The 1,770-nt window shown below is 72.1% G+C and carries 1 protein-coding gene; it reads left to right on the top strand.

Annotated features, from left to right (window positions below):
- Nucleotides 1–197 precede the first annotated feature (197 nt).
- Nucleotides 198–1,724, top strand: coding sequence for a hypothetical protein (locus ACFQ8C_RS36955; RefSeq protein WP_383466336.1), 1,527 nt, complete (start codon nucleotides 198–200; stop codon nucleotides 1,722–1,724).
- Nucleotides 1,725–1,770 lie beyond the last annotated feature (46 nt).

A 1,770-nucleotide genomic window follows, 5' to 3' on the forward strand; every position in this document is an offset into this window, starting at 1 on the left:
CCCCCGGACTCCGTCCGGGGGTTGAGGCATTTTTGCGTTCTCGTGAAGCCTGGGGCGTGGCGCTTCCCTTCTCCTGGGGGCGGGCCTAGCGTCGGCGGTCGGCGCGACTGTCGTACGGATCCCTAGGAGCTGTCTTGAGTACACGTTTACCCCGGCGACGGGGGCGTGCGGCGGTCGTCGCCGCCGCTCTCGCGGCCATGCTGCTGGCGGGATCGGCTCCCGTCGCCCAGGCCGACGAGATACCGCTCGCGCTCGGGCACCGGCTGGTCGACCACTACGAGGGCGCCCCGGCCATCGCCAGGCCGCTGCCCGGGGCCGGGCCGGCCCAGCACCCGTACCTCGCCCCCAACGGGCGCAGCGGGATGCACGCCGACGGGGCCGGCAGCGGGACCCACCCGCATCCGGCGCCGCTCGGGCGCGAGCCGCAGGTCACCAGCGAACAGATCGCCCCGGTCGGCGGGGAGTGCGCGACCGCCACGTTCGACGCCGGCGGGCGGCTGATCACCGTCTGCGGGACGTTCACGGGCTTCCTGCTGAAGCTCCTCGACCCGCGCAGCCTGGACACGCTCGCCGAGTACAAGCTGCCGCAGCGGTCCTCGACCGTCGAGGCCGTCACGCGGCTCGACTTCGAGAAGATCTTCAAGGACACGTCCGGTGGGGCCTACTTCTACCTGGACGACCGTGACCGGGTGGTGCTCGCGGACTCCCGGCAGCATGTGCTGCGGATCGCGCACGGTCGGAAGGCCGACGGCGGCTGGGAGTTCACCGTCGAGGACGACTGGGACCTGACCTCGCTGGTGCCGCACGACTGCGTCAGCTGGACGAACCTCTTCCCCGACGGGGTCTGCGACCCCGTGACGTCCGTGATGCCGGACTGGGACGGACGGATCTGGTGGGTCACGCGGCTCGGGCGGGTCGGGACCATCGACCCGGCCACGGGGGCGCTGCGGGCGGTCCGGCTCGACGGGGAGGAGATCCAGAACTCGTTCTCCGTGGCCGAGGACGGGGTCTCCATCGTCACCGATCACGCGCTGTACGCGTTCCGGGCGGAGGGCGACGGGACGCCGCGGGTGGTCTGGCGGGAGGCCTACGACCGGGGGACCGGGACCAAGCCGGGTTCGGTGAACCAGGGGTCGGGGACCACGCCCGACCTCTTCGGCACGCGGGACGAGTACGTCGCCATCACCGACAACGCCGACGACCGCATGAACGTCCTCGTCTACCGGCGGGGTGCCGAGGTGCCGGCGGGGGAGCGGCTCGTCTGCAAGGTGCCGGTCTTCCGGTCCGGGGCGTCGACGACCGACAACTCGCTCATCAGCTGGGGCGACAGTCTGGTGGTGGAGAACAACTACGGGTACGAGAACCCCTCGTCGCTCGGGTTCGGGCGCAGCGTCACGGGCGGGGCGACGCGGATCGACGTGCGGGGCGACGGCAGTGGGTGCGACGTCGTCTGGGAGAGCGACGTGCGGTCGCCGTCCACCGTGCCCAAGCTCTCCACCGCCAACGGGCTGCTCTACTTCTACGAGAAGCGGCCCAGCTCCCTCGGGATCGACGCCTGGTACCTCACGGCCGTCGACTTCCGTACCGGGGGACGGGTCTTCTCGCGGCTGACCGGGACCGGGCTCGGTTACGACAACAACTGGGCGCCGATCACGCTCGGGCCCGACGGCACCGCGTACGTCGGGGTCTTCAACGGGATCGTCGCCGTGCGCGACACCGTCTGACGGCCGCCGGAGGCGCGGGCGCGGCGCGGGGCCCCTCGGCCGGGGC

Source organism: Streptomyces sp. NPDC056503 (assembly GCF_042794995.1).
Lineage (GTDB): Bacteria > Actinomycetota > Actinomycetes > Streptomycetales > Streptomycetaceae > Streptomyces.